The organism is Streptomyces sp. NBC_00631 (assembly GCF_045206895.1).
Classification (GTDB): Bacteria; Actinomycetota; Actinomycetes; order Streptomycetales; family Streptomycetaceae; genus Streptomyces.
On sequence record NZ_CP107734.1, the window covers coordinates 2,251,586 to 2,270,665 of the forward strand.

The 19,080-nt window shown below is 70.9% G+C and carries 16 protein-coding genes and 1 pseudogene; 4 read left to right on the forward strand and 13 right to left on the reverse strand.

Annotated elements, in window-relative coordinates; translation table 11 throughout:
• Nucleotides 1-190 precede the first annotated feature (190 nt).
• A complete protein-coding gene (locus tag OHB00_RS10295; RefSeq protein WP_010046329.1) occupies nucleotides 191-565 on the forward strand; it encodes an RNA polymerase-binding protein RbpA in 375 nt (124 codons plus the stop codon).
• Between the two features lie 82 nt (nucleotides 566-647).
• Here OHB00_RS10295 and fxsA read toward each other — a convergent pair whose 3' ends face one another.
• From fxsA to OHB00_RS10315, 4 genes are all read right to left on the reverse strand, one after another.
• Nucleotides 648-1,211, reverse strand: coding sequence for an FxsA family membrane protein (fxsA, locus tag OHB00_RS10300; RefSeq protein WP_406433474.1), 564 nt, complete (start codon nucleotides 1,209-1,211; stop codon nucleotides 648-650).
• Between the two features lie 78 nt (nucleotides 1,212-1,289).
• Entirely contained in the window at nucleotides 1,290-2,084 is a 795-nt protein-coding gene (locus OHB00_RS10305; protein ID WP_406433476.1) for a polyprenol monophosphomannose synthase, read from the reverse strand.
• Between the two features lie 628 nt (nucleotides 2,085-2,712).
• Nucleotides 2,713-4,317 (reverse strand): amidohydrolase, encoded by a 1,605-nt coding sequence (locus OHB00_RS10310; RefSeq protein WP_406433478.1) that lies wholly within the window; start codon nucleotides 4,315-4,317, stop codon nucleotides 2,713-2,715.
• Between the two features lie 252 nt (nucleotides 4,318-4,569).
• On the reverse strand, nucleotides 4,570-5,010 hold the full coding sequence (locus tag OHB00_RS10315; protein WP_004002750.1) for an Lrp/AsnC family transcriptional regulator: 441 nt from the start codon (nucleotides 5,008-5,010) through the stop codon (nucleotides 4,570-4,572).
• A 267-nt stretch (nucleotides 5,011-5,277) separates the two neighbouring features.
• Here OHB00_RS10315 and OHB00_RS10320 point away from each other — a divergent pair, with 267 nt between their 5' ends.
• Complete coding sequence (locus OHB00_RS10320; protein ID WP_406433480.1) at nucleotides 5,278-5,736, forward strand: hypothetical protein; 459 nt, start codon at nucleotides 5,278-5,280, stop codon at nucleotides 5,734-5,736.
• A gap of 1 nt (nucleotide 5,737) precedes the next feature.
• Here the strand turns inward: OHB00_RS10320 and OHB00_RS10325 are convergent.
• The 7 genes and pseudogenes from OHB00_RS10325 to OHB00_RS10355 all read right to left on the reverse strand — a co-directional run.
• Nucleotides 5,738-5,959 (reverse strand): annotated as a pseudogene (locus OHB00_RS10325) (phosphotransferase family protein); the annotation flags it as partial.
• Nucleotides 5,960-6,408: 449 nt separating this feature from the next.
• On the reverse strand, nucleotides 6,409-7,590 hold the full coding sequence (locus tag OHB00_RS10330) for an acyl-CoA dehydrogenase family protein (RefSeq protein ID WP_406433482.1): 1,182 nt from the start codon (nucleotides 7,588-7,590) through the stop codon (nucleotides 6,409-6,411).
• 457 nt (nucleotides 7,591-8,047) lie between these two features.
• The gene (locus OHB00_RS10335; RefSeq protein WP_406433484.1) at nucleotides 8,048-8,707 is read right to left on the reverse strand and encodes a TetR/AcrR family transcriptional regulator; all 660 of its coding nucleotides are present in this window, start codon (nucleotides 8,705-8,707) and stop codon (nucleotides 8,048-8,050) included.
• A gap of 65 nt (nucleotides 8,708-8,772) precedes the next feature.
• A complete protein-coding gene (locus tag OHB00_RS10340; protein WP_406433486.1) occupies nucleotides 8,773-8,913 on the reverse strand; it encodes an SCO1431 family membrane protein in 141 nt (46 codons plus the stop codon).
• 96 nt (nucleotides 8,914-9,009) lie between these two features.
• The gene (locus OHB00_RS10345; RefSeq protein WP_406433488.1) at nucleotides 9,010-10,434 is read right to left on the reverse strand and encodes a peptidase C39 family protein; all 1,425 of its coding nucleotides are present in this window, start codon (nucleotides 10,432-10,434) and stop codon (nucleotides 9,010-9,012) included.
• A 220-nt stretch (nucleotides 10,435-10,654) separates the two neighbouring features.
• Nucleotides 10,655-12,109 (reverse strand): amino acid permease, encoded by a 1,455-nt coding sequence (locus tag OHB00_RS10350; protein ID WP_406445709.1) that lies wholly within the window; start codon nucleotides 12,107-12,109, stop codon nucleotides 10,655-10,657.
• A 79-nt stretch (nucleotides 12,110-12,188) separates the two neighbouring features.
• Nucleotides 12,189-13,139, reverse strand: coding sequence for a hypothetical protein (locus OHB00_RS10355; protein WP_406445711.1), 951 nt, complete (start codon nucleotides 13,137-13,139; stop codon nucleotides 12,189-12,191).
• Between the two features lie 357 nt (nucleotides 13,140-13,496).
• Here OHB00_RS10355 and OHB00_RS10360 point away from each other — a divergent pair, with 357 nt between their 5' ends.
• Together OHB00_RS10360 and OHB00_RS10365 are read left to right on the forward strand one after the other, a co-directional pair.
• Nucleotides 13,497-14,006 (forward strand): uridine kinase, encoded by a 510-nt coding sequence (locus tag OHB00_RS10360; RefSeq protein WP_406433490.1) that lies wholly within the window; start codon nucleotides 13,497-13,499, stop codon nucleotides 14,004-14,006.
• 508 nt (nucleotides 14,007-14,514) lie between these two features.
• The gene (locus OHB00_RS10365) at nucleotides 14,515-16,377 is read left to right on the forward strand and encodes an AAA family ATPase (protein ID WP_406433492.1); all 1,863 of its coding nucleotides are present in this window, start codon (nucleotides 14,515-14,517) and stop codon (nucleotides 16,375-16,377) included.
• A gap of 196 nt (nucleotides 16,378-16,573) precedes the next feature.
• Here OHB00_RS10365 and OHB00_RS10370 read toward each other — a convergent pair whose 3' ends face one another.
• Together OHB00_RS10370 and OHB00_RS10375 are read right to left on the reverse strand one after the other, a co-directional pair.
• Nucleotides 16,574-17,662, reverse strand: coding sequence for a hemolysin family protein (locus OHB00_RS10370; RefSeq protein WP_406433494.1), 1,089 nt, complete (start codon nucleotides 17,660-17,662; stop codon nucleotides 16,574-16,576).
• The gene (locus tag OHB00_RS10375) at nucleotides 17,659-18,987 is read right to left on the reverse strand and encodes a hemolysin family protein (RefSeq protein WP_406433496.1); all 1,329 of its coding nucleotides are present in this window, start codon (nucleotides 18,985-18,987) and stop codon (nucleotides 17,659-17,661) included. Before OHB00_RS10375 ends, OHB00_RS10370 begins: the two co-directional genes overlap by 4 nt.
• Nucleotides 18,988-19,080 lie beyond the last annotated feature (93 nt).

Here is a 19,080-nt window from a genome sequence, read left to right on the forward strand (position 1 = left end):
AAGATACCGAAACGCTGGGTGACATCTGTTAGCAGATGTGACAAACCGGGCGCTGGTGGGTACAACAAGGGGCGGCTACGACGGCGACGCATGACCCGGAACGGGAATCTTTACCGCCGACCGGACGTTGACCGGATGACGACGACAGCGACACCTGTCCTGTGGGCGACAAGCCCGGGAGGCACGATTCATGAGTGAGCGAGCTCTTCGCGGTACGCGCCTCGTGGTGACCAGCTACGAGACGGACCGCGGTATCGACCTGGCCCCGCGCCAGGCCGTGGAGTACGCATGCGAGAAGGGACATCGTTTCGAGATGCCCTTCTCGGTCGAGGCGGAGATCCCGCCGGAGTGGGAGTGCAAGGTCTGCGGGGCCCAGGCACTCCTCGTGGACGGCGACGGCCCGGAAGAGAAGAAGGCCAAGCCCGCGCGTACCCACTGGGACATGCTGATGGAGCGACGCACCCGTGAGGAACTCGAAGAGGTCCTTGAGGAGCGTCTGGCGGTTCTGCGTTCCGGGGCGATGAACATCGCGATTCATCCCAGGGACAGCCGCAAGTCCGCATAGTTCCGTATACCGGAAGCCGACATAACACACAACCGAGGGCGCCGTACGTTCATCGAACGTACGGCGCCCTCGGTTGTTCTCGTCACCGCGTCAGCGGCGGCCGCTCTCCCGCCGACGCGTCCCCCGGCTCGGGGCCGTCGTCGCGGATCACCTCGCCCTGGACCACCTTGCCGTCCGGGCGGTGCATGCGGGCCTGCTGGAAGGCGTTGCCCAGGGTGCCGGGGGCGGCGGCGCGAAGTCTGCGGTCGAAGGTGCTCTCCGCGAGGCGGGAGACCGCCTTCTGGACCGGCGGCAGCAGAAGCAGCAGACCGAGGGCGTCGGAGACCAGACCGGGGATCATGAGGAGCAGGCCGCCCAGCATCATCAGGCCGTTGCCGCCGCCGCGCTCCGGGGAGCCGCCGCGCTGGATCGCCTCGTTGAGGCTCTGGAAGGCGCGCCGGCCGGCGCGCTTGATGACCACGGAGCCGGCGACGAAGCCCGCCACCAGCAGCAGGAACACGGTCATGCCGCCCGCCGCACCCGCGACCACCGTCAGCAGCCAGATCTCCAGCACCAGCCACGCCGCGAGACCCAGCGGCAGGTATCTGCGGAGCCGGGAGCGCCTGGGCCGGGTGGAGTACGGAGGGGTCTGCGCGCCAGTCGTCATGCACCCAGTGTGCCTGGGCCCGGCTCAGTGCGGCATAAGGGGATGATCAGCCGGAACTGTGAGGTTCCCGGGCGTCCGCTAGGACGGCCTGCCCTTGCCGGACATCCTGCCCACCCGCTCGGTGAAACCCCATGAGGTGACCCGCCACAGCGCCTCGACCAGGATGTCGCGGCTCATCTTGGAGTCGCCGAACTCGCGCTCGACGAAGGTGATGGGCACCTCGACGACCTGGAACCCTGCCTTGACCGCGCGGCGGGCCAGGTCCACCTGGAAGCAGTAGCCCTGCGAGGCGACCTCGTCGAGGCCCAGGCCCTCCAGGGTCTCGCGGCGGAAGGCGCGGTAGCCACCCGTGATGTCCCGGAGCGGAAGATCGAGCGCGAGCCGGGAGTACAGGGAGCCGCCGCGGGAGATGAACTCACGGGACTTCGGCCAGTTGACCACCCGGCCGCCGGGCATCCAGCGGGAGCCGAGCACCAGGTCGGCGCCCTTCAGCGCGGTCAGCAGCCGGGGCAGCTCCTCCGGCTGGTGGGAGCCGTCCGCGTCCATCTCGACGAGCACGCCGTAGCCGTTGTCCATGCCCCAGCGGAAGCCCGCGAGGTAGGCGGCGCCGAGCCCTTCCTTGCCCTTGCGGTGCAGCACCTGGACATGGTCGTCCTCGGCGGCCAGTTCGTCGGCGAGCTTGCCCGTGCCGTCGGGGCTGTTGTCGTCCGCCACCAGCACGTGCGCCTCGGGGACGGCCTGCCGCACCCGGCCGACGATGGACTTGATGTTCTCCGACTCGTTGTACGTGGGAATGATCACCAAGGCCGTGCCGAGCGGGCCGAACCGCCTCCCCTGGGCCTGTGCCGCGAGGGTCCCGTCGCCGTCGTTCACTGCTGCCCCTTCATGTCGTACGCAGGGGACCACCATAGTGGCCACGGCCTGCACTGACGTGACAGCTCATTCGTATGGTGGTGTCGATTCCGCAAGAACGGGGTAAGGATGCCCGTTTCGGGTGCCCGTCATCCGCGCTTTCGCCACCGTGTTCCCCCGCGGCGCCACTTTGTTCCCCCTCGGAGCCACTCTTCTTCCTACGGATGGGGGCCCGGCGCCCTTCGGGCCGACCTGGGACCCGCTGGCTGCGGGTCGACCGAAAGCCGTTGTCTACTGAGCGTCCGGGCCCCACCCGGGTCACACCTCCCGACCGGCCGGAACGTTCCCTCGTCGGCGCGGGCGCTGAGCCTGGCTCCCAGTGACGGTGCCCCGGTGCGGCACACCGTCCCTGACCCAGCGGCGCTGCGACGAGTGCGCGAACTGCTCCCCGGTCGGGCGTCCGGTGGTGGACTTGGCCGAACCTACCGGCCCGCTGCCGCTGGCTGTCAACAGCCGTTTGACCTGCGGAAAAAGCCTCAAACCCCTGGTCAGCGCGGAGGATGCGCAGGTCGCGCGACGGGGCGGCGGCCGTCGATCACGGCCGCGCCACCCCGGGAGATCACTCGCCCGGCCGTACGAATGCGGCGGGTCACTCGCCCGGTCGTACGAAGACGGTCCGGCCGCCCACCACGGTGCGCAGGCAGACCGGCAGCTCGTGGCCGGGAGTCAGGTCGGGCAGGCCGGGCGTGCCGGAGCGCGGGTCGGTCGACCAGCGGGCGACCCGGTCGTCCGGCGCCTGCACCACCAGTTCGGCGGTGCGCCAGACCGCGTAGTCCGCGGGCGCGCCGGGGACCAGCACGCCCGCGTCGTCCCGGCCGATCGCCCGCCAGCCGCCGCGGGTGTGCGCGGTGAAGGCGGCGCGGACCGAGACCCGGTGCTCGGGGGTGTGGTGAAAGGCGGCGGCCCGCACGGTCCCCCAGGGATCGAGCGGGGTGACCGGGCTGTCGGAGCCGAAGGCGAGCGGGACCCCGGCCCTGAGGAGGGCGGCGAACGGGTTGAGGGTGTGGGCCCGCTCGGCGCCGAGTCGCTGGGCGTACATGCCGTCCCCGCCGCCCCAGAGCGCGTCGAAGGCCGGCTGTACAGAGGCGAACAGGCCGAGTTCGGCGAACGCGGCGATGTGCTCGGGCGTGAGCATCTCGGCGTGCTCGACGCGGTGCCGGGCGGCGCGGACGCGGGCCGGGCCGACCTTCTCGGCGGCGGCGCGCACGCCCGCCACCACGGCGGTCATGGCGGCGTCGCCGATGGCGTGGAACCCGGCCTGCAGACCGGCCTCGGTGCAGACGGCGACATGGGCGGCGACGGCGTCCGCGTCCAGGTAGGCGGCGCCGGTGTGGCCGGCGTCGGCGTACGGCTCGTGCAGACAGGCGGTGTGGGAGCCGAGGGCGCCGTCGACGAACAGGTCACCGGCGGCGCCGAGCGCGCCCAGCTCGCGCGCCTTCTCGGCGTTCTCCTCGGCCCAGTAGCCGACGACCCGGGGGCCGGGCACCTCGGCGGCGAGCCGCAGCAGTCCGGTGAAGTCGTCCTCGGAGGAGATCTTCGGCCCGCCGCACTCGTGCACGGTGCCGATACCGAGGGAGGCCGCGTGCGCGAGGGCGGCGCGCTGGGCCTCGGCACGCTGGGCCGGCGTCACGGCCGCGAACGCGGCGGCGCGTACGGCGTGGTGGGCGTCGCCGGTGAGCGGGGCGTCGGCGCCCGGGACCACGCCCCGGACGAGGTCCAGCAGGGCCGTGGTGACGACCGCCGAGTGGACGTCGATACGGGAGAGGTAGAGCGGGCGTCCGCCGGTGGCCGCGTCCAGCTCGGCGCGGGTCGGCGGGCGACCGCCGGACCAGCGGGAGGCGTCCCAGCCGTGCCCGAGCAGGACCCGGTCGTCCGGGCGGGCGGCGGCGAAGTCCCGCACCAGCACCAGGGCCGCGTCCAGGGAGCCGGCCCCGGACAGGTCGAGACCGGTCAGCGCGAGGCCGGTGGACGTGGTGTGGACATGGGCGTCCGTGAAGGCAGGGGTGACCAGCGCCCCGTCCAGGTCGACGACCTCGTCGACGCCCTCCGCGAAGGCGTCGGCGGCACCCTCGGACCCGACCCAGGCGACCTGCCCCCGCTCCACGACCATCGCGGTCGCGAACGGATCGGCGGGACTGTGAACCTCGCCGCGGCGGAGGAGGACGGTCTTGGGCTCGGGGGCGCGCTCACTCATGGGGACCAGTCTCGCCCCTCACACCGATCACTCTGAACGAGGGGCACCCTCAACGCGTCCCAAAGGGGCGCGGGGAACTGCGCGACCAGCCACGAACCACCTGCAGTCGACACTCGGAGCATGTTCACAAGGCACCCGGCACTGTCGGCCGTGCCCACCCGTTCCGCCATGGCGGCACCTCCCAGGCCCTTAAGGCACTGGAGGAGGAACGCCTGCCCACGGCGGTGGCAGCCGCAGCGGCGGGTGCGGCGGTCAGATCCTCGGCGGCCTCGCCTCGTACGGCGTCGACAGCACCACCGTCGTCCGCGTCGAGACCCCGGCCAGGCTGCGCAGCCTGGCCAGCAGTTCCTCCAGTTCGTGCGGGGTCGCCACCCGTACCTTGAGGATGTAGTTCTCGTCGCCCGCCACGCTGTGGCACGCCTCGATCTCGGGGACGCCGGCCAGGCGGTCCGCGATGTCGTCGGGGGCGCTGGGGTCGAACGGTTTCACCGAGATGAACGCCGTCATGGGCAGCCCCACGGCCTCCGGGTCGACGACCGCGGCGTAGCCGCGGATGACGCCACGCTGTTCCAGCCGGCGCACCCGCTGGTGCACGGCCGACGTGGACAGACCCGTGGCCTTGCCCAGGTCCGTGTAGCTCATCCGCCCGTCCTTGACGAGCAGCTGCACGATTTGACGGTCCAGCTCCTCCATGGCGCAAAAGCTACCGTGCGCCTGATCTCCTCCGGTAGCTCAGCGGCCCAGGTCATGGCCGGTTCGTGATGTCGGAGAGAGCGGGTTGTGCGCCGCCTGAGGGACAAATCCACCGCAGCGGGCACCTGCGTTCGGCATGTGACGAAGGCCACAGCCCCCGAACGGGCTCCGTGACGTTCTCGTGATTACCGCCGAGACGGGACGGGAAGTGCTTGCTGTGGTCGAGGCCGCAGCGCCGTATCGGCCCAGCCCGAGGGGGAGTTACCCATGCAGAGTCTTAAGCGCCCTGGTCGTACCGTGCCCAAGCGCCCGCAGTTGGTCGTCGAGCCCGAGCCGGAGGGCGTCGAACCCGACCTCTACGAGGCCGAGGAGCTGGACACCTACGACACCTTCGAGATGTTCCGGGTGATCTGCCCGGACTGCGCGCAGTCCATCGCGTTGCTGGCGGACGAGGAGTTCCTGCCGGAGCACGCGCTGTGCGCCTCGCCGTGGAACCCGTTCGGCCTCACGGTCTGTGCCGGTACGGGCCGCGCGGCGGGCGACGCCCCGTCCGCGGACGAGTCGGTCGAGCCGCAGGAGCAGGACACCGCCCTCCTGCTCACCCTCCCGCAGGGTCTGGACTGGCGGACGCAGCCCTTCTCACACGTCGGCGGCCCGAGCTCGCGCCCGATGCGCGTACCGGCGATACGCCACGGCGACGCGCTCGTCAGCCGTCAGGCCGCCTGAGTCACCGCACCGCGTCCCAGTAACCCCCCTGCACCATGGCCCGCAGACTGCCGTGGTGCAGGATCAGGGTGTCCGGATCCGCGGGGACGCGGCCTCTTTGAAGTACACCTGCCGGCAGGCGACGCGCAGCATGACGATCGCGTGCCGCAGGGCGGCGTACAGGGTGCAGAAGTCCATGTCCCGGGGTGTGGCCGGTGAGGCGCGCGTAGCGGGCCTCGACGCGGGTACTTGCGTTCTCATCGGCGTCACGTTCCCCACCCGCGCACGCAATCGATCAAGGTCACCCGCGCGAGTGACTGAACGACCCCTTGGCGACAGCCACGGCAGGCCTCCCGAAGGCTGGAGACGGCCCGGCTGACGGTACGTCAGGAAATGGGGGGAGGCCAGATCCGGGACCGGACGTCCGTGAACTCACGCGCGATTCGGGGGATCGGTGACCGGCGCGGCCGCCCGGGCGTTGGCCAGGTATGACGACCACCTACACCGCCCTCGGCCGTCAGCGCCGGATCTTCGTGCCCCCGCCCGCGGCATCGCTTCCGCCGCCCCAGCCGCAGGATCCGCCCATCTACCGCGACCTGATGCGGATCTGGGCGGACCGGGGCCGTGCCCTGCCGGGCCGCCACGACCCGGAGTGGGTCAGGCTGGCGGCTCCGACGGTCACCCGCGGACAGTTCAGCGACTTGGGCGACTTTCCGGGCCCGCCACATGACGGGCGATGACCATCCGCTGGATCTGGTTGGTGCCCTCGACGATCTGCAGGACCTTGGCCTCGCGCATGTAGCGCTCGACCGGGAAGTCCGCCGTATAGCCGTACCCGCCGAGTATCTGGACGGCGTCGGTGGTCACCTTCATCGCGGTGTCGGTGCAGTGCAGCTTGGCCATGGCGGCCTGCTTGGCGAACGGCCGGCCCGCGTCGCGCAGCCGGGCCGCCGCGAGGTAGAGGGCCCGGCCGGCCTCGATCTGGGTCGCCATGTCGGCGATCATGAAGCGCAGGCCCTGGAAGTCGGAGATGGGGTGGCCGAACTGCCGCCGCCCGGTGGCGTAGCCGACCGCCTCGTCCAGGGCCGCCTGGGCCAGGCCGATCGCACAGGCCGCGATGCCGAGCCGCCCGGAGTCCAGGGCGGCCAGGGCGATGGCGAAGCCCTGGCCTTCCTCGCCGAGGCGCCGCTCGTCGGGGACGCGCACGTCGTCGAAGTGGACCTGAGCGGTGGGCGAGCCCTTCATGCCCATCTTCTTCTCGGGGACCGCGCCGCTGAGGCCCTCGGCGTCGCCGGGGACCAGGAAGGCGGTGATCCCGTGCGAGCCCTCGGCGCCGGTGCGGGCCATGACCGTGTAGAAGTCGGCGATGCCGCCGTGCGTGATCCAGGCCTTGGTGCCGTTGATCACCCAGTCGTCGCCCTCCCGGACCGCCTTCGTGCGCAGGGAGGCCGCGTCGGAGCCGGAGGCCGGCTCGGAGAGGCAGTAGGCGCCGAGCAGGCCGCCGCCGAGCATCGCGGGCAGGTGCTCGACCTGCTGCTGCTTGGTGCCGTAGGCGGCGAGCGCGTAGCTCGCGAGGGTGTGCACGCTGACGCCGAGGCCGACGGTGAGGCGGGCCGCGGCCAGCTCCTCCAGGACCTGGAGGTAGACCTCGTAGGGCTGGTCACCACCGCCGTACCCGGAGTCGTACACCAGGCCGAGCAGGCCTGATTCCGAGAGCAGGGTGAAGACCTCGCGCGGGAATCGCCCGGCATCCTCCTCCTCGGCCGCCTTCGGCGCGATTTCGCGGTGGGCGATCTCACGGACCAGCGCCAGCAGGTCCCTCGCCTCGTCCGTGGGCAGTTGACGCTCCACCGGCTGCGGGTCGCGGTCGGACATGGCGTCGCTCTCCTCCCTGTCGGGCAGCGGCGGTCACGGCCCGCGGGATAGGGGGCGGCTCCGCCTGTCGTTCGGGTGCGGCCGCGGGTCGGCGTTCCGGGTCTCGGAAGCTGCTGACCTGCGGCTGCGCAGTGAGTATGCCCGATCGGGGACCTCCCGTCACCAGTTAACGACCGCTTACTTCAGGAATTCCAGGCCAACATCCGAAAGTCGCGAAATTGGTCCGAACCATTGACCTGACTGGTCTAGTCCTCCTAGGGTTCATGACCAACGCATTACCGCGTTCATGCCAATCGGCGCGCGGGCCCGGGGTGACCCCAGCAGGGCCTGGGGGGGCACCTTCCCCTGGGAGCTGAGCGGCGACACCACCAACGGTGAGCTGATCAAGGCCATCAACCAGGCCCCTTCACGGGGGGACTCGGGGCGGGGGGACCACGAGCCCTCCGCCCCGTCCACGTCAGGTGTCCCGGCGGGCCGGGGCCGGGGCGCGGTAGGACGGGTCCAGTTCCTCGATGGCGCGCAGGGTGCCGCCGAGCGTCTTGACCAGCAGCTCGCACATGGTCTCGCGGGAGAGTACGGGCCGGTCGATCCAGTCGAGGGTGGCACCCTCCACACTGCACAGCCAGGCGAGCAGGCCGGTCCTGGCGAGCGGGGCGATGTCGGTGCGGCCGTAGGCACCCTCGGCTATGGTCGCGACGATCGCCTCGCGCACCCCGTCCCGGATGGCGTGCACCTCGGTGTCGAAGCCGACCCCGCCGCTGACGATGGTGCGGTACGCGGCCTGGTGGTGCTCGGCGTAGCGCAGATAGCTGTCGATGGTCCGGTGGACGCGGTCCACCTGGGGCAGTTCAAGACCGCTGGCGGCGTAGGTGACCAGGTCGGCGACGGAGTCCTGGATGATCGCCAGGTAGTAGCCGCGCTTGGACTGGAAGTAGTAGTAGATCAGCCCTTTGGCGACATGCGCCTGCTTGGCGATGTCGTCCATGGAGAGCGCGTCGTACGAGGTGTCTGCGAACAACTTCCGCCCGATGGCGATGAGTTCGGCACGACGAGCCACGGAACGCTCGGTGCCGCGCGCCCGGGGACGGGTGGCGGCACGCTGTTGACTGATATTCAATTTCGACCCTGGTCTCAACGGGCTGCGGGACATCCGCAGTATGTCAGGTCGGGTCGTGGGTCAGGTCACAGCAGACCGAGTTGAGTCACCAACATCGCGATGACCACGACAAGGGTCCAGCCCATGACGTGTTCCAGAACCTTCGGGCCGTTGTCCTTGGGGCCGCCGGTACGGGCCTGGGCGGCGGTGGCGGAGTGCGTGGTCATGACGTCCACCATGCCATTGATTGCGGCTTTTGCGGCGGAGAGTTCGGTCACAGGACAGCGGCCCCCAGAACGCCAGGGGGCCGCTGCCGTGCCAGGTCAGCGCACGCCGACCGCCGCGAGCGCCTTGAGCTGGGCCGGGCTCGGGCAGGCCGGGAAGTACAGGTAGCAGACCCCCCCGGTGCCGGAGACGACCTTGCCGCTGGCGTTGTACCGCTTGGTCCGCAGCCAGATGTTCTCGAACTCCCGCCGCAGATAGACCCGCCGGACCGCGTCGTCGTCGGCCGAGAACGGGTCGTTGGCGATCACGTCGCCGTCCGCGGTGAAGCCGATCACGGTCATCAGGTGCCCGGAGGTGCCGTAACCGGCCCCGGTCAGCTCGCTCGCCAGGAACGACTGCGACGTTATGGCCGGAATACCGGCCGCGATCAGGGTCTCCAGGTCGGTGAGCGAGGCCAGTCGCGTTATCACGCCCTGGAGGTCCTTGTACGTGGACGCGTAGGCGGCGTTGAACGGCCAGTTGCCGCACCCTCCGTACTGGTAGTCGTAGGTGTAGCGGGCCGCGTAGCAGACCTGGGGGTCGGAGTACGACGGGTCGACCCAGGCCAGTTGCGCGGCGGTGGGCCGGCCGCCCCAGTACTCGACGATCATCTGCGAGGAGGTGGGGCTGCACCAGGCCTCGCCGCCGTTGTCGTACTCGGGGTACTGGCCCTTGTGGATCTCCTGGGAGTACCGCGGGACCTTGAGTTCCTGGGCCAGGCCCGGGGTGGAGGCGGGGACGGTGAAGCGGTCCGGGATGTCGGAGCTCATGGCGCCGATCCGCCACACGGTGGGGGTGAGCTTGGTGCCCGGCTTGCGGTAGAGGGTCAGGCGCAGCTGGTACGACGTGAGGCGCAGGCCGGTGGTGGCGTCGTCGATGGCGAAGGTGTCGGTCCAGATGGTGCTCTTGCCGTCCGTCTGGCCGTCCACCGAGGTCCGCTTGATGTCCTGGTCGCCGGCCGCCCAGCAGCCCATCACGTACCAGGGGGTGTCGGTGCCGTCGGAGTAGGTGCCGTGCAGTTCGACCTTGATCCAGGTGCCGGCCGGGGTGTCCGCGTTCCAGGAGGCGATGGTCTCGGTGGCGGGGGCGGCCGACTGGTGCACCGGGCCGGTCCAGGTGGCGTACTCCCAGGTGGCGGTGGTGCCGGTGTGGGGGTCGGTGTAGGAGGTGGTGCCGGCCGGGGTGCCGATCACCACTCCGGGACGGTCTCCGGCGACGGCCCTGGCGCCCTTGGCGGTGCCGGTCCGCCAGTCGCTGTACGTCGTCCAGGAACGGTAGTCGATCGGGCGGGTGCCGTCCCGGCCGTGGCCGGTGCGCCCGTTCCCGGCCCGGCGGGTCTCGGTCCGGGCGGTCTCGTCGGCGTCGGCCTCCGGGGCGGCGACCGCCGGCACCGCGGGGACCACTCCCTGGGCCACGGCCGCGGCCGCGACGGCGGCGGCGGCTGCCAGAACGGTTCTGCGGGACGGCTGTTCGGCTCTGCTCATGGGTGGAGGACCCCCAGGTGTGCGCGTCACGGCTGATCCGGAGCAAGGGCTGTGGGCCAACTATGGAGCAGGCGCCATGCCCCTGCCAGCACTTCCGCCCATGCCACGCCCACCAATATTGGTCTCGTCCGCCGAAAGGTCCCCGGCGCGGTCGCCGGGGCCCCTTCGTGCGGCTCGGACGGGATCCCTCCGCGGCTCGGACGGGATCCCTCCGGGCGGCTCAGATGAGATCCATCGCGGCGACCTCGTCGGGGCGCCCGTAGCTGACCGGGCCCTGGAAGCGGCGGCGGGCGGTGGCGAACCACCAGACCGTGGCCACGGCCAGGACGACGGCCAGGGCGATCGGCGCGTAGTTGAAGGAGTCGACGGTGATCGGCGAGGCCTGCGGCAGCATGAACAGGATGCTGCTGAGCAGGATCCAGACCACCGCCAGCCAGCCGACCGGCCTGCTCCAGCGGCCCAGGTTCCACGGCCCCGGCCGGAAGTCGTCACCCAGGCGCAGCCGCAGGAAGACCGGCACGGCGTAGGCGAGGAACAGTCCGACGACGTTGACGCTGACGATCGCGGTGAACGCCGTGTGCGACCACCAGCCCGGCACCACCAGGGCGAGCGAGCAGGCCACCGCGAGCCAGACGGCCTTGACCGGGGTCCGGGTGCGGGGCGAGACCGTGTGCCACAGGCGGGAGCCGGGCATGGCACCGTCCCGGGAGAAGGCGAAGATCTGCCGGGTGTTGCTGGTGAGGTTGGCGAGGCCGCAGAAGAGCATGGCGCCGATGACGACGAGCAGCATCGCCTTGGCCCAGCCCATGCCGAGTCCGTCGATGAGGATCTGGACCGGCGGCGCGGAGGAGCTCGCCACCTTGACGTAGTCGCCGATGCTGTACACCAGCGCGAGCATCAGGATCAGGCCGGTGATCGCCGAATACCCGATGGAACGGATGATCCCTCTGGGAGCGTTGACGGTCGCCTGGACGGTTTCCTCGGACATGTGGAAGCTGCCGTCGAAGCCGGTGAAGGTCCAGCTGGTGACCAGGAGCCCGAGCAGACCGCCGTAAAGGCCGTTGGTGAAACCGGTGTTGTTCACGAAATGCGTCACGAAGGACGCCGACTGATGGTGGTCCGGCATCACGGTCAGTGTGCTCACGATCACCACGAGTCCGATCAGCAGCCACCACACGGAAATCCGGTTCAGCAGGGCGACGAGCTGCACGGTGTAGGTGTTGGCGAGCCCTTGGACGACGATGATCAGGGCCGTGATCAGGACCGTCTGGTGAGCGGTCGGGGTGTACGAGGTCCACTGCAGGGCGATGAACGCCTGGATGAAGGTGGCCGCCGCGTATCCGGTGGCGGCCGTGCCGCCGATCTGGCCCACGAAGTTCAGCCAGCCCGTGTACCAGGACCAGGCGCCCTTGTGCCGTTTGGCGAGTTTACCGGCGGAGAAATACAGGGCGCCGCTCGTCGGATAGGCCGAGGCGACTTCCGCCATGGCGGCGCCGATGCACAGCACCATCACGCAGACGCCGATCCAGCCGAACACGAGAATACGGGGGCCGCCCGCGTTCATGCCGAATCCGAAGGACGAGAAGATCCCGGAGAGAATATTGATGATGGTGAAGGAGATGGCGAAATTGTCGAAGGCCTTGAATCGGCGGGTGAGTTTCCGCGGATAACCCATCGCGTGCAGGGTCGCGTCGTCGTCGAGCGTGACGGGGTGCGCTGTGCGTTCTGACACGTGCCGGCCTTTCTCTGGGAGTCTAGGAGGGGATGGGCAGGCCGCAGGCGCGGCGGGCCCGGGAGAGCTGGTCGGCCGGTTCGCCGAAGACACTCCAGGGCATGCGTGAGGCGTACGGCCCCATGGCCGTGAAGACCGCCCGGGCCTCGAACGCGCACTGCGCCATGACCAGCGCGTGCGCGAGGTAGGCCAGGTCGAGCACCGGGGTGAAGCGGTATCCGGCCACCGTGGGCAGCCAGTTGTGGTAGATCGACAACGCGGTGCTGCGCCACTGCGGCTGTTCCCAGACCCGCTCGGCGAGCAGCTGGGTGGGGTTGTGGCTCTCCACCAACGCGACCAGCGGCAACAGCCGTAACGCCGAGCCGGTCGGGGCCCGCTGGGCGAGGAAGGCGGCCACGTCCCAGGCCGCGTTGACCGAGCCGCCGTACCGGGTGAAGAAGAAGGACAGGAAGCGGTGGTGGGCCTCGCGGTGCCAGGGGTCGAGGGTGAGGGTGTGCGCGAACAGCCGCCAGGGGCCGGGCGGCGAGGTCAGCAGGCCACCGGGGGCGGGATCGTGCGGGCGGTGCAGCCGGGCCATGGCCAGCTTGGCGGCCCAGGGCGTGGGATCGGCGGGGTTCATGGCGCTGGCCCGGTCGCAGGCGGCGAGGGCTATCCGCTCCAGCGCCTCGGCCCGTTCGTCACGGGCGTCGGCGGCCCGGATCGCCCGCTGCACGGCCACCCGGGCCCACATCAGCGCGGACTCGGGGCCCGGTTCCTCGGCCAGCCAGCGCTCCACCAGATCGGTGCCGGCCGCCTCGGAGGCGAGGACCAGGGAACGGTGGGCGCGCAGGGCGAAGTCGGCACGCGTCTCGGCCAGAGACTCACGGGCACTCAGATATCTTCCGGCGCGCACGTCCACACATACGCTCGCGAGCAAGCGGTCATCGGCCGCCGGATGCCATACGTACTGCCCCTCGAATAACTCCGCGACCATCTTCCCCTGTCCGTCCCCGTTCGACGCGTGCACGCTGAAGGCACCCTACTCAGGGCCGGGCACACCGGAAACACACGAGATCGACATATCGGTCAGCCGCTCGGAAATATTAATGGGGACGGCAAAGAACGGCTCGAAATTAGTTCAAGACGAGACCTTCGCGGGGGCGCAAACGCCCGCTATGCGCCGCACTACTAGAATGTTTCCGGAAAACACCCCACACCGCAGCACACCTAGGGAACGGCCATTCACCAGCTCGCCTCCGCACTCCGGGCCCTGCCACCCTCCTGCGGCCCGGTCCGCCTCGTCGGCGTCGACGGGCACGCCGGGTCCGGAAAGACGACCTTCGCCGGGCAGTTGGCCGCCGCCCTCGGCGGGGCACCGGTGCTGCACCTCGACGACATCGCCAGCCACGACGAGCCGTTCGCCTGGACCGGCCGGCTGCTGACCCAGGTGATCGAGCCGCTCGGCCACGGCGGAACGGCGCACTACTCCCCCTACGACTGGCACGCCCGCCGCTTCGGCCCGCCCCGCCCCCTGCCGCCGGCCCCGGTGATCCTCGTCGAGGGCGTCGGCGCCGGCCGCCGGGCACTGCGCCCCTTTCTGGCACGGCTGCTGTGGATGGAGCTGCCGCGCGAGGAGTCCTGGACGCGCGGCAGGGCGCGGGACGGCGCGGAACAACGGGACTTCTGGGCCGAGTGGGTCAGGGCGGAACACGAACACTTCAGCGAAGACCCCTCAAGGCCCTACGCCGACCTCCTGGTGGCACAGTCACGCAAGGGATATGAGGTACTGCCGGGGCCTGCGAGAACCGTTGGCCCAGACCAGACAGTCACCCACCGTGACGGGCCGTCCGCGGTGTGCTGAACTTGTGAAGACGCGGCTCCAAGAAGTTGCCCGAGTACCTCAACTCGGCTTGACCCGGGGGCCGTACAGGTCTTACGTTCTGAATAAGCGGCCCTCGAAGCCGCAACAGAGACGCGAAGCCCCCGGTTGTTCCCCCGTGATCGGGGGCTTCGTTCTGCCCTTTACCCCTTTTGTGTGCGCCACGTGCGTTCTTCCGCTCACCCTCGGTCACCGAACCGCGTGCGCCCTCTCTGCCCCCACCTCGTCAAACGGCCTGTGCGGCACCCTTCGGCGGGCGGTGGAACCGCAGGTACGATGCCCTCGGTGCGACCTTCGAACGGCTGCTTCGCGCACCTGCAACTCCGTTCCGCGGCACAGCGGTTCGACCAACGGCAGCCATCGGGGGGAGCCCGGGGGCGAGGGGGTGTCAGGTGGATCAGGCCGGATCAGGGAGTGCCAGGGCCCGCGAGCCCGGCCTGGGCCACCTGACATCCCCTGGACCACGAGGGCACGGTCTGTGGGGGACGTGATGGATTTCGGCACGCGGGGCCCCGAGGCCCCGGCCGACCTCGCCTGGTTGCGAGGCGTGGACGCCTACACGATGGGCGCCTATCCGCAGGCGGAGGAGGAGTTCCGCGCCGCGGTACGGATGGATCCCGGGATGGCCGACGCCTGGCTCGGGCTGCACGCGCTGCGCGTCGACACGACGACCGCGCTGCTGCGGATGTTCCGGCACCGCGACCGCTTCGGCGAGCAGCGCGGCCGACATCGCCGCACTCTGAACTCCTGGTACTGGCTGGGCTGGTGGGTGCAGCCGGTCCTGGAGAGCCCGCGTGACCTGCTGCTCGCCCATGCTTCCCACTGGCTGGACGGCCGGCACGTCCCGGAGCTCGACCGGGCCCTCGCCGGCCTCCCGCGCGTGGACGCCGACCCCCAGGTGCGCTTCCTGCACGCCTGCCGGGCCTACCTGGTCAAGGACTGGGAGCAGCTGGTTCGGCACACCGACCCGCTCCTCGACGACTCCATGCTCGGCATCGAGGCGGGCCTGTTCGGCGGCATGGCCCGGGTCCGCCTCGAAATGTACGGCCAGGCCGAACCGCACCTGGCCGCCGCGCTGATGCGCTGCCGCAGCGAGCAGCCGCAGCGCAAGGAGCTGCGCTACTGGCTGGCCCGGGCGCACGAGGGCACCGGCCGCAGCGCCGCCGCGCTCCCCCTCTACCGGGCCGTGCACCGCGTCGACCCCGCCTTCATGGACACCTCCGCCCGACTGGCCGCCATAGCCGAGGGCGACGGGTACGACGACACCGCCGACCTCGCGGCGATCACCCTCACCGGCGTCGGGCAGGACGTCATGGACGGGCCGGACATGCTCGACCCGCTCTTCGGTACCGAGGGGCGCGATCTGCGGCTCGGGGACCCGGAGCCGCCGGCCGGGGCGATGCCGTCGGTGATCGATCCGGCGGTGCGCGAGAAGTCCGTGCCGGTGCCCCCGCTGCCGGCCGGGCCGACCGACCCCGCGTTACTTGAGGAGGCGCTCGCCGAACTTGAGCGCATGGTCGGGCTTGAGCCCGTGAAGCGGCAGGTCAAGGCGCTGTCCGCGCAGTTGAACATGGCCCGGCTACGGGCCGGGCAGGGGCTGCCGGTGCAGCCGCCGAAACGCCACTTCGTCTTCTCCGGACCGTCCGGGACCGGGAAGACCACCGTCGCCCGGATCCTCGGGCGGGTCTTCTACGCGCTGGGGCTGCTGGGCGGGGACCACCTCGTCGAAGCGCAGCGGGCCGATCTGGTCGGTGAGTACCTGGGCCAGACCGCCGTGAAGGCGAACGAACTCATCGACTCCGCGATCGGCGGAGTGCTCTTCGTCGACGAGGCCTACTCCCTCTCCAACTCCGGCTACGGCAAGGGGGACGCGTACGGCGACGAGGCGCTGCAGGTGCTGCTGAAGCGGGCTGAGGACAACCGCGACCACCTGGTGGTGATCCTGGCCGGCTACCCGGAGGGCATGGACCGCCTGCTGGCCGCCAACCCGGGGCTCTCCTCGCGCTTCACGACCCGTGTGGACTTTCCCTCCTACCGCCCCCTCGAACTGACCTCGATCGGCGAGGTGCTGGCCGCCGAGAACGGGGACGCGTGGGACGAGGAGGCGCTGGAGGAGCTGCGGTCGATCGCCGGGCACGTGGTCGACCAGGGGTGGATCGACGAACTGGGGAACGGGCGGTTCCTGCGGACGCTGTACGAGAAGAGCTGTGCGTACCGGGATCTGCGGTTGTCCGCGTATCCGGGGGTGCTGACGCGGGACGACCTGGCGACGTTGCGGTTGCCGGACCTGATGCAGGCGTACGGGGAGGTGCTGTCGGGGAGGGGACCGCAGGATCCGGCGGCCGGGATGTAGGTGCGGGTGGGGTGGGGCCGGGGGTGGGACGCTCACCGGCGCTGGCCGGGCGCCGCAGCGCCCACCCGTGCCGCCCCAGCGGCACGACTGCCCGCAGCTGGGACGCGCCCCGTAAGGGGCGCGGGGCTGTATCCGATGTGCGGCTCCGCCGCGTGGGCGCGACCGGCCCCCACGCACCCGCGGCCGAACTACGACCTCACCCGGCCATGGCCTCCTCCGGCTCCCCACTCACCCTCGGCTCGGGAGCCCGCGGCGGTGCCGGCCGCTCCCGGTGCGCCGGGTCCGTGACCTCACCGACCAGCAGCTCCAGGACGTCCTCAAGCGCCGCCAGGCCCAGCACCCTGCCGTTCGCGTCGGCCACCTGGGCCAGGTGGGTCGCGGCCCGGCGCATCACCGTCAGCGCGTCGTCGAGCGGCAGCTCAGCCCGTAGCGTCGTCATCGGCCGCCATATCTGCTGCGGTACCGCACGGTCCGAGTCCTCCAGGTCGAGGACGTCCTTCACGTGCACGTAGCCCATGAAGGCACCGGACTCGGCCGCCACCGGGAAGCGGGAGTAGCCGGTCCGGGCGGTGAGCTCGACGATCTGGCCCGGGGTGACCGACGGCGGGACCGTGATCAGGGACTCGCGTCGCAGGAGCACGTCCGTCACGGGGCGCGAGCCCAGTTCCAGCGCGTCCTCCAGCCGCTCCTGTTCCTCGGGGTCGAGGAGGCCCGCCTGGCCGGAGTCCTCCAGGAGCCGGTTGAGCTGCTCGCTGGTGACGACGGCCTCGACCTCGTCCTTCGGCTCGACCCGGAACAGCTTCAGGATGCCCTGGGCGCAGGCGCCGAGGGCGACGGTGATCGGCCGGCAGACGCGGGCGAACGCCACCAGGCCGGGGCTCAGCCACAGCGCCGCCTTCTCCGGCGCCGCCATGGCCAGGTTCTTCGGCACCATCTCGCCGATGACCAGGTGGAAGAAGACCACGGCGGCCAGTGCGATGACGTACCCGAGCGGGTGGATCATGCCGTCGGGCAGGTGGACGGCCTCGAACAGCGGCTCCAGCAGGTGGGCCACCGTCGGTTCGGCCACCGCGCCCAGCGTCAGCGAGCAGACGGTGATGCCGAACTGGGCCGCGGCCATCATCTGCGGAAGGCGTTCCAGGCCGTAGAGGACCTGGCGCGCGCGGGCCGTGCCCAGGGGTTCGATCTGGCTGCGGCGGACGGAGACGAGAGCGAACTCGGCACCCACGAAGAAGCCGTTGGCCAGGACCAGCAGCGCGGCGAAGACCAGTTGGAGGACGCTCATCGGGCGGCCTCCGCGACGGCGGGGGCGGTGCGGACCAGGCGGACCCGTTCCGCGCGGTAGTGGCCGACCCGGCGGACCGACAGCCGCCAGCCGGGCAGTTCCGCGCGGTCGCCGGGCGCCGGGATACGGCCGAGGAGATCGGCGACCAGGCCCGCGACCGTTTCGTAAGGGCCTTCCGGCACGTCCAGGCCTATCCGCTGGAGGATGTCGACACGGACGCTGCCGTCGACGTCCCAGGCGGGTCTGCCGTCCTGGGAGGGGGCGGCGGCGAGTTCCGGCGCGTCCGGGCTGTCGTGCTCGTCACGGACCTCGCCGACGAGTTCCTCGACGATGTCCTCCAGGGTGACCACGCCCGCCGTGCCGCCGTACTCGTCCACCACGACCGCGATGGGCTGCTCGGAGCGGAGCCGGGCGAGGAGGGGCTGGACCGGCAGGGTCTCGGGGACGAGGAGGGCCTGCCGGGCGATCCGGCCGACCGGGGTGTGCAGGCGGTCGTGCACGGGAACCGCCAGCGCGTCCTTGAGGTGGGCCATGCCGACGATGTCGTCGATCTTGTCCCGGTAGACCGGGAAGCGGGACAGACCGGTGGCCCGGGTGAGGTTGACGACGTCCTCGGCGGTCGCCGTGTCCTGGAGCGCGCTGACCTTCACCCGGGGGGTCATGACGTGCTGGGCGGTCAGCTCGCCCAGGGACAGGGTGCGGACGAACAGGTCGGCCGTGTCCTGTTCCAGCGCGCCGGCCTGGGCGGAGTGCCGGGCCAGGGAGACCAGTTCGCCGGGGGTGCGGGCGGAGGCCAGCTCGTCGGCGGGTTCCACACCGAGGGCGCGGACGAGCCGGTTGGCGACCGTGTTCAGCGCGGCGATCACCGGGCGGAACAGGCGGGAGAAGCGGGCCTGGGGGCCGGCGACGAAGCGCGCGACCTGGAGGGGCTTGGAGACCGCCCAGTTCTTGGGCACGAGCTCGCCGATCACCATCTGGATCGCCGAGGCCAGCAGCATGCCGACCACGACGGCGATACCGGAGACGGCGCCGTCGGGAAGGCCGATCGCGGAGAGCGGGCCGCGCAGCAGCCCGGCCAGTGCCGGTTCGGCGAGCATGCCGACGACGAGGGAGGTGATGGTGATGCCCAGCTGGGTGCCGGAGAGCTGGAAGGACAGCTCCTTCAGCGACTCGACGACCGTACGGGCGCGCTTGTCGCCGTCGGCCGCGGCCTTCTCGGCCTCGGGCCGCTCCACGGTCACCAGGCCGAACTCGGCGGCCACGAAGAAGCCGTTGGCGAGGATGAGCAGGAACGCGGCAGCCAGGAGCAGCAGGGGGGTGGTCATGATGCCGCCGCCTCCGAAGCCTCGCGGACTGCCGAAAGGCGGTCCGCGGTATGTCGGGAGGGGGCGGCGCAGGTACTACAGGACGATCCGTCC